The following is a 7,967-nucleotide window of genomic DNA, read 5'->3' as shown; positions in this document are numbered from 1 at the left end:
TGGACATGCAGCAAAGTCAGACGGGGTTGCCCGTTATTGGGTATTGGCTTCCGGGGGGCCGTCAGCCGGCCTTCGGTCCGATGCAGCTTGGGGCTGTGGCTCATGAGTTTCGGGAGCCGATGTACGTCATAAGAGATGAAGCGAGCGGAGCGGTTGGTGCGGCGGTCGGCGGCAGCTTTACGTCTGTTCGGCCGGCTGCTCCTGCCGTAAGCTATCCAGCTCTATCCGTACTTGCCCCGATCTATCCCGAATGGCTTGGCGACAGGTCGTTCCAAGAAGTTCACTGTGTGCGATTTGCTTATATCGCTGGTGAGATGGCCAACGGGATTGCAACGGAGCAAATGGTCATTGCCATGGCACGAAATAGGATGCTCGGTTTCTTCGGCTCAGCTGGATTGCCTATTTCACGGGTGGAACGAGCGATTGATACGATACAGGCCGCGATTGGCGATCAGCCATGGGGAGTTAATCTCATTCACACGCCAAACGAACCGAAGATGGAAGAAAAGCTAGTTGATTTGTATATCGCTAAAAATGTACGACGCATTTCTGCTTCAGCTTTTATGAGCATTACCCCGGCTATTGTCACCTATGCGGCCAAAGGACTGCGGCGTCTTGCCGACGGGTCCGTTCAACGCAGGCATTTCCTGTTCGCCAAAATTTCCCGTCCTGAACTGGCGTCACAGTTCATGTCGCCGCCATCGCTTAAGCTCTTGGAGCAGTTGGTGCAGCAAGGCAAAATTACGCCCGACGAGGCGAACTGCGCGGCTGAGCTTCCGATCGCGGAGGATATCACGGTGGAATCCGATTCCGGAGGGCATACGGACAACAGGCCGCTTGGTCCGCTTTTCTCCGCTGTCTTGGAGGAGCGTCGGAGGTGCACAGCTAAATATGCTTATGCAAGGCCGATCCGCTGCGGCATTGCCGGGGGGATTGGCACACCGGCCGCCGCCGCCGCCGCATTCGCACAAGGTGCTTCGTACATTATGGTCGGCTCTGTCAACCAATCGGCTATCGAATCTGGGTTGTCGGTTGCAGGCAAAGAAATGTTGGCGCAGGCCGTTATTAGCGATGTCACGATGGCGCCGGCAGCGGACATGTTCGAACAAGGCGTTAAGGTGCAGGTAATGAAACGCGGGACACTGTTTAGTGCGAGGGGCTACCAACTTTACGAGATCTATCGGGAGTATCCGTCATTGGAAGATATTCCGGATGGCATTCGTCGTAAAATCGAAGAAACGGTCTTTCGCGCACCGCTAGAAGATATTTGGGCCCATACGGTAAGCTTTTTCCGAGACCGAGAGCCAAGCCAAATTGAACGCGCCGAACGCGACCCGAAGCATAAGATGGCATTGGTGTTCCGCTGGTACTTAGGAAATGCGAGTCGCTGGGCCATCATTGGTGAGCCAGGACGCGAAATGGACTATCAGATTTGGTGTGGACCGGCCATGGGAGCTTTCAATGCATGGGTGAAAGATACATGGCTTGAATCGCCAAGCAATCGCACGGTCGCTCAAATTGCCCTTAATCTGTTGGAGGGTGCCGCTGCAATAGGGCGAGCTCAACAACTGCGTATGTACGGTGCGGCCATACCGTTAGATTCGTTTCAATTTGCTCCGAGAAGGTTCGCCATCGATTCGTGATAAACAAAAGGACTGTGTTTCGGAAAAAATCCGAAGCATAGTCCTTTTGTTTGTATTAGATACATTTTGTTTATAGGAGTATCATGCAAAAAATCCCATCAACTGCGCAAAGTTGCCGATCAAAAAATGAGAGAGCGTAACGCCAAGCAAGTTCTTATGTTTCGCATACATGGGACCCCATAAAAAGCCGGACAGGAACGCCAGCATCGTGATTGACGCAGGAGAGTGAGCATGTGTCACGCCGAATACAGAAGATGTAATTAACATCGCGTAGAAGTTGGCGTACCGACCGGTCAGCAGCTTCTGAACTGTTCCCTGAACTACGCCCCGTGCAATAAACTCCTGGAAAAATGCAAAAAGTGGGTAGCAGTAAAACGACCAATCTATATATCCCAGGGAAAGTAATTGACCGTCGCCGACAAAATCAAATCCGTATGTAATGCTAGTCCATTTCAATGCGAAGAGAGCACCAATTACAATTGCTGAAATCCAGGTTGCATCGAAGAGAGCGGTTTTCCAATTGTTTAGCGTGATGCCGCATTCCTCACGACTCATGCCCCCTTTGCGAATAAAACGGGCAGCCATGCTTACCATGAGAAGTTCCATGAATCTAGCGAACCAAAAATCGGGGTCGAAAGGGAGATTGGCGTTCTGGACAAAACTGGAGTTAATGAATTTCAGTAAAAAAGTATACACAGTTACGACGATAACCGTTTGAATGTAAATCGAGCCCAAGCCAGAACGTAGTCGGTATTCACGCAGCGCTTCGTCGTTTAAAGCGGCAGATGCGTTACCGTTGGGTTGAAGTGAGGGGGGAGGAATGACACGTGCCAAAACAATTCCCACTTTCTTAATTTAAGTCAAATGATGATCTAATTTTAAATGATTTGTTGAAATTTGTCATTAGAACGAGTTGGGATTTTATTAGTTCTATGTTCTTTACAAACGAAATAGACAATTTGTAGAAGAGTAACAATCTACATATAGATGAATGTCTTTTGAAGAAATAACCGTTGCAGGAAATAGCCCAGTAATGCCGCTGGTGTATCGTTCCCATTTGACAAACAAACGTATTTAAGGTATTTTATATGCTATAGCATATATTAATCAAATAGAGAAGGAGGCGTATTAGCCATGGAGATTAATAATCTCACAGGTTTTCTTGTACACCGAACAGATCTAAAAATGACTAATTTCTTCACAAAAAGACTAAAGCAATATGAAGTAACTCCTGAGCAATGGGGGATCATCCTTGTACTCGACACAGAAAGAGCAACGAGCCAGAAAGAGCTTGCTGAAGCCATTGATAGAGATCAAACCACGGTTGTGAGGATGATTTATTCACTTGAAAAGAAAGCAATCGTAAGAAGAATACAGAATGATTCCGATAAACGTTCCCACAATCTGTTCCTTAGCGATAAAGGAATGAGTCTCAAAACCAAGCTTTTGCCGATTGTAACGGAAGCTCACGATCACATAACCCAATATTTGAGTAGCGACGAGATTGAGCATTTACATGAGCTGCTTAGCAAACTGTATGAAAGCGTGAAAGATGAGTAATTGCTTAGGCACTCCATTTATATGCTATAGCATATAAATTTAGGGGATATATAACCAGAAAGAGAGTGAATCCGCTATGTTTATTATTATTTTACAAGTTATTTTGGCCATATTCTTCATGATAACAGGAACGAGAATAATTTCAGGTAAAATGGCCAAGGAATTTAGTCGGTTTGGTCTTCCGTCTTTCTTTAATATCTTAACAGGTATTTTAGAAATCTTAGGCTCAATTGGCTTGATAGTAGGGATATGGTATCCAATCGTAGCTCTGTTATCCGGATTACTTCTAGGAGCGACAATGCTGGCTGCAGCCTGTACTTTGGTTGTGATCGCGCGTGATCCATTTACAAAAGCGATCCCAGCAATCGTATTATGTCTAATGTCATTTGCGATTACCCTTTATCATTTAAACCTCTAAATTGAAGTCTTTCGAACGTATGATTCGGTTAACTTCATTAAGCTCCCTCGGGAAAAGATTGATCAAAATAAGGAATAGATCGCCGCGACAGGCAGCTACTCACTGTTTTGTTAAAGCAATGACCTAAAATGAAAGATGCAAAATTATATCAACCATAGTATACTATTGAACCATCCTTTGGTACTTCCTAGGGTGGTTTTCTGCAAAAAATAGAGTGAGGTGTTCACTTTTGAAAACCATTATCTATATGTTTATTTTCGTTTCATTGTTTACTGCATGTGATCAGTCCAGAGGTTCCTATCCTGCACAAGTTATGTGGGGCGATGTCATTTATTCTGAATCTGCTGAAACCGTACCGTCCAAAGATATTGGAGAGCAAATAGGTAAGACAAATAAAAGAGTGCATCCTTTGCCAAAAAATAATGGCGAAGCAAATTCAGCAGAAGTAGGGAGTAAATTATATAGAATAGTTAGTGAAGATCAACAGAAAGCGATTGCTATAAAGAAAGGTGATGTATATTATAAAGCTACTAAATACTAAGCCTATTAAGTTTTTACATCAATTTCGACAAAGGATGGATCAAACAAAATTGAGGGTGATTATTCTGAATAAGCAATACGTAGAGAAATTAATTTCGAATTTCGGAAATCTAGGTTTCTTTATCGGAGAAACAATTAGTGGGCAGATTTTAGAAATAGATAAAGCCTTAAACAGAACTTCCTGTAGTAGTAGAAAATTGCGATGAGTATGTAACTTGTTTAGATCTTACAATAGGCATTTTCCCATTAGGAGGTAGATTTATTGGAAAACCGAGCAGATCACGTTAAAACTCTTTTAAGGGAGCTTAGGGGTACTGTTAGTAAACCAATTTCAAAGAAGCTCGATTTACATAAATGTGAACGGGTGGTTGAAAAGTTAGGTTCCTTTTCATCAAGTTGTAAGGATTGCCAGCAACAACTACTAGAATTAATGAATTATTTCATACTAATAAAAGAGAATATAGACAGGATAGATGATACTAAATTGAAGCAATATAAACAATTAATCAATCACATCACTTCTCATCTTCAGATAAAACATAAGTTGATCCAAGAGGGATACTACCTTGGAATTTTCATGTCCTTGGGGATGAGCTTAGGTGTTGTTTTTGGAATAACTGTATTTGACAATATTGGCTTAGGAATATCAATTGGAATGTGCATGGGGTTAGCAATCGGAGCTGGTAAGGATGCAGATGCGAAAAAAAAGGGAAAAACGATATAGTATCTAATTTGGACTTGTCTGTTGTTATTTGCACAATAGTAAAGTCTTTTCACGGTCATCCATAATTTTTCACTAACGGGAAACCATAGTTTAACGACACTGCCAATTTCCAAATAGGTGGCTGAGATTATGAAGAAGAAGACAAGGGAAATAAATGTTGGAGAGAAAGAGTACGTATATGTGATTAACGAAAAGTATCATCAAGGTGTAAGCGAAATCTCTCTTTCAATATCCTTAAAGGGATTGAAGAACATCATCTGTTCATTCCGTTTTTGTACATGGGAAGACCATATGGGAAGCCCTCTTTGTGTTGGTGTTCCCTTAAAGAAAATAGCGTCGGGCAAATTTGAAATTTTCAACTTGCATAACCCAAGAACAGTTAAGCAATTTGTTATGTATGGTTTGGAAAATGGTTGGAATGGAGCTAACAGGATAGAGTTCAATAATGGACTAGAAATACTCAGTAATCTCGGTTATGACGTTTCTCCGCTAAAACCATGACACATACCGCATTCAGCTAACGGGACACGTTAGCTGAATCACCAAAGAGCAGATCGACGCAGCCGGCATCTGCTCTTTTTCTCATTAAGTCATTGAGTAGGATAGTCGAGAGGAGTTAACTAATAAGACAAAAATAATGGGGTTAAGGAGGAGTGACGAGTGACTAAAGACAAAGTTATCGGAGCAGAGTTGTACTCTGTAACATTTGTTCGCGATTACGTGCAGTTTGGATTTCACTGTGAAACAGATGATGCATGTTTAACTGCTTATGTTCTTCCAAAAGTAACATTGAGAGGTATGGAGTACCAATATGACAATATTGGCTACCGCGATGCCCTCTGCGGATTAATAAACCAAGTAGTTGAAAATGTACTCACAGAGGGAGAAATGTCATTAAAAGTGGTGTTTTTAGGAAAAGATGAGTTACTCGTTAGACCTTCGGATGAAGAAAGAAATCTACATGCTGAATATGCAACGTTCAAGTGTGGTAATTGGATAGAGGTATGGAATTAGATTCACTTTTTCCTTGAACTAACGGAAAACGATAGCACAACACTCACAGGCTGTTGTCAATTGGTAGCTATGTTGATTTGTCAGGGGTGATGGCTGGACGATGAAGACTGATAAAGAAAAATTGTTAGCGGTTATTTATAACAATACTTCAAGAGATGATGAAATTGATGATGCTTTATGGATTAATCCAAATTTGATGACGATGATGTGATACAAATTCTTATGGAAGTAGCAAATGACACTGCGGTGAAAGTCCACTATGGGGGTTTGTAGTTACAACCATTAGCCAAGAACAAGGATGTCCACCAAGAGATGGACTCTGAAGGAAGCTGGAGGCAAAACTACGACCCAAGAAACACGAACATGATCTGGCATATGGTATGGGATGAGTTTGCCAAACTTAACGAAGTCAAATCAACTTGCGGCAAAGCTGCAGGCTTCTTTTAGGAGTAAGCTAGCATTGAAGTGCTGAAATAAACTAATTTTATATTATAAAATCACGAAAAGATCAATTTTATGGTATATGACACCCTATATGAAATAAAACGAGCAGTTGCTGTCGGGGGACAAGGAACAACTATTTTGTTTCTGGGAAACCCAATCCTAATGTATATTTTATTGGGAATCTGTTCATTGTATTGCTCATTTTATACCTTGTTTCCGCTAAACAAATGAGTGAAAATTACGTTCGGTAACTAAGAGACTAGAAAAGATATGGTGTACTCGAATGGAATAATTTACCCGAAGATTTAAGCGGAGTATAATGGAACAAACGACCATTAAAGTGAGGTGATTAATATGATTCAAGTTAGGGTGTTTTCTAGCTCGAATAAAATGCTTGTTCAAGATGATGCCAATAAATTCTTGGCGACATTGCCAGATTCTTCAGTTGTTGATGTTAAGTTTTCCTCTGCAGAAGGCACTTTTGATATCTTAGTAACTTATAAATCATAGCTTTTTTAAGATATACCTGATAGGAAAATTGACGTTAATTGGGATGAAATGAATGTGAATCTGCTTACAATTGCTGGTCATAAACTCTACTCTCCTAAAAGTGTTGGTGCCTTATAATGAGTCTAGCATCTCTCCTCGAATTAGGTTATTATTGGAAAAATTACTTGTGAGGAGAGGCAGATGTCGGACATACAGGCAATTGTATTAGACTTGGATGGAACATTGCTCGGCAGTGACAAATCCATATCACCTAGGAATTATGATATTGTTAAAAGATGTTTTGATTCAGGAATTCATATTATTGTTGCCACGGCGCGACCGCCGAGAGCGGCTAATCAATTTGTAAAGAATTTTCCTTTTGTAGACTACTTCGTTTATTACAATGGTGCTCTAATAACATGCAAGTCTAAGCAAACTCAGCGGCACATCAGTATCCCAAATGAGATTAGCCAACAGATTAACAAATTCATCGAGTTACATGCACCTCAATCGATAATTAATTACGAGGTCAATGACTCTTGCTATACATGTACACCAATTCCTGACTCGCAACTTAGTCATTTCGGTATCCGTTCAAATGATCCTAAACCCCTGGTTGTTGATAGGGATTTTATTAGTTCACTATCCCCAACCAAAATATTGGTTCATGGTTACAGCACATGGATGGATGTTATCGAGCAATTCGGTAATCATGTGAACGTAATCGCAACCGATGGAGGGGTATTGGTTCAAATCATGCAAAAATCAGCATCAAAGGAAGAAGCCGTGCAAGGGGTACTTAATGATATCGGGGTGAAGTCAGAAAATGTAATGGTATTCGGGGATGACTTTAACGATTTAGGACTATTCCAAATGTGCGGATTTCCGATCGCAATGGAGAACGCGATAATTGAACTAAAAAATTGTGCAGCCCACGTAACCGATTCAAATGATAACGATGGTGTTGCTGTTGCTCTTGAGAGATTAGTAGTGTAATCACTTGCTGATAATGATTCAACTCCCTCGGTATGATTTAATTTCCTCACGCAAGCTCGTCTATTCGCAGGATTTCATCCTTTAGATTTCAATGTTGATTGAAAGAAAGCAAGATATATTTGGTTGTGTCGTTAAAAAG

11 protein-coding genes are annotated in these 7,967 nt (G+C 41.4%); 10 read left to right on the top strand and 1 reads right to left on the bottom strand.

The genetic code is table 11. The features are described 5' to 3' along the window. The first annotated feature begins 5 nt into the window (after positions 1-5). On the top strand, positions 6-1,643 hold the full coding sequence (locus HQN88_RS03670) for a PfaD family polyunsaturated fatty acid/polyketide biosynthesis protein (protein ID WP_173108896.1): 1,638 nt from the start codon (positions 6-8) through the stop codon (positions 1,641-1,643). Between the two features lie 81 nt (positions 1,644-1,724). On the opposite strand, the gene HQN88_RS03665 is transcribed toward HQN88_RS03670, so the two are convergent. Beyond that, positions 1,725-2,477, bottom strand: coding sequence for a CPBP family intramembrane glutamic endopeptidase (locus HQN88_RS03665; protein ID WP_173108895.1), 753 nt, complete (start codon positions 2,475-2,477; stop codon positions 1,725-1,727). Positions 2,478-2,777: 300 nt separating this feature from the next. On the opposite strand from HQN88_RS03665, the gene HQN88_RS03660 reads away from it, so the two are divergent. The 9 genes from HQN88_RS03660 to HQN88_RS03625 all read left to right on the top strand — a co-directional run bounded on the left by HQN88_RS03660 (position 2,778) and on the right by HQN88_RS03625 (position 7,828). Next, on the top strand, positions 2,778-3,203 hold the full coding sequence (locus HQN88_RS03660) for a MarR family winged helix-turn-helix transcriptional regulator (protein WP_173108894.1): 426 nt from the start codon (positions 2,778-2,780) through the stop codon (positions 3,201-3,203). Between the two features lie 76 nt (positions 3,204-3,279). Then, on the top strand, positions 3,280-3,621 hold the full coding sequence (locus tag HQN88_RS03655; protein WP_173108893.1) for a DoxX family protein: 342 nt from the start codon (positions 3,280-3,282) through the stop codon (positions 3,619-3,621). Positions 3,622-3,850: 229 nt separating this feature from the next. Continuing rightward, positions 3,851-4,162, top strand: coding sequence for a hypothetical protein (locus tag HQN88_RS03650; protein ID WP_173108892.1), 312 nt, complete (start codon positions 3,851-3,853; stop codon positions 4,160-4,162). A 261-nt stretch (positions 4,163-4,423) separates the two neighbouring features. Beyond that, the gene (locus HQN88_RS37495; protein WP_246320038.1) at positions 4,424-4,885 is read left to right on the top strand and encodes a glycine zipper domain-containing protein; all 462 of its coding nucleotides are present in this window, start codon (positions 4,424-4,426) and stop codon (positions 4,883-4,885) included. A gap of 129 nt (positions 4,886-5,014) precedes the next feature. Continuing rightward, positions 5,015-5,386 carry a hypothetical protein gene (locus tag HQN88_RS03640; protein ID WP_173108891.1) on the top strand — a complete coding sequence of 124 codons (372 nt, stop codon included), beginning with the start codon at positions 5,015-5,017 and terminating at the stop codon, positions 5,384-5,386. 159 nt (positions 5,387-5,545) lie between these two features. Then, positions 5,546-5,899 (top strand): hypothetical protein, encoded by a 354-nt coding sequence (locus HQN88_RS03635; protein WP_173108890.1) that lies wholly within the window; start codon positions 5,546-5,548, stop codon positions 5,897-5,899. A 312-nt stretch (positions 5,900-6,211) separates the two neighbouring features. Beyond that, the gene (locus HQN88_RS37995) at positions 6,212-6,346 is read left to right on the top strand and encodes a hypothetical protein (protein ID WP_274320435.1); all 135 of its coding nucleotides are present in this window, start codon (positions 6,212-6,214) and stop codon (positions 6,344-6,346) included. A 351-nt stretch (positions 6,347-6,697) separates the two neighbouring features. Next, the gene (locus HQN88_RS03630) at positions 6,698-6,853 is read left to right on the top strand and encodes a sporulation protein Cse60 (RefSeq protein ID WP_173108889.1); all 156 of its coding nucleotides are present in this window, start codon (positions 6,698-6,700) and stop codon (positions 6,851-6,853) included. Positions 6,854-7,033: 180 nt separating this feature from the next. Then, the gene (locus HQN88_RS03625; protein WP_173108888.1) at positions 7,034-7,828 is read left to right on the top strand and encodes a Cof-type HAD-IIB family hydrolase; all 795 of its coding nucleotides are present in this window, start codon (positions 7,034-7,036) and stop codon (positions 7,826-7,828) included. Positions 7,829-7,967 lie beyond the last annotated feature (139 nt).

Source organism: Paenibacillus qinlingensis (genome assembly GCF_013204845.1).
GTDB lineage: Bacteria > Bacillota > Bacilli > Paenibacillales > NBRC-103111 > Paenibacillus_E > Paenibacillus_E qinlingensis.
Note: the sequence above shows the minus strand (reverse complement) of the source record. Positions and strands in the feature narration are given on the sequence as shown.